This window comes from Pseudomonas sp. 50_B, from assembly GCF_017491625.1.
Lineage (GTDB): Bacteria > Pseudomonadota > Gammaproteobacteria > Pseudomonadales > Pseudomonadaceae > Aquipseudomonas > Aquipseudomonas danubii.
The window spans coordinates 1-431 of the sequence record NZ_JAFGYX010000177.1 but is presented as its reverse complement, the minus strand read 5'-3'; the positions used below and the strand labels follow the sequence as shown (position 1 = coordinate 431).

The 431-nt window shown below is 67.7% G+C and carries 1 pseudogene; it reads left to right on the top strand.

The features are described from left to right. Window positions 1-431 (top strand): annotated as a pseudogene (locus J5M73_RS31480) (acetyl-CoA C-acetyltransferase); the annotation flags it as partial.

The window sequence follows — 431 nt, the reverse complement described above, 5'->3', positions numbered from 1 at the left end:
GGCGATGCGAAGCTCGTCGACAGCATGATCGTGGATGGCCTCTGGGACGTCTACAACAAGTACCACATGGGCATCACCGCGGAGAACGTCGCGAAGGAGTACGGCATCACGCGCGAGGCGCAGGACCAGTTCGCCGCGCTCTCGCAGAACAAGGCGGAAGCCGCGCAGAAGGCGGGCCGCTTCGACGACGAGATCGTGCCGATCGAGATCCCGCAGAGAAAGGGCGAGCCGCTGCGTTTCGCGACCGACGAGTTCGTGCGTCACGGCGTGACGGCCGAGTCGCTCGCGAGCCTGAAGCCCGCGTTCGCGAAGGAAGGCACGGTGACGGCCGCGAACGCGTCCGGCATCAACGACGGCGCGGCCGCGGTGCTCGTGATGTCGGCGAAGAAGGCCGAGGCGCTCGGCCTCGAGCCGCTCGCGCGGATCAAGGC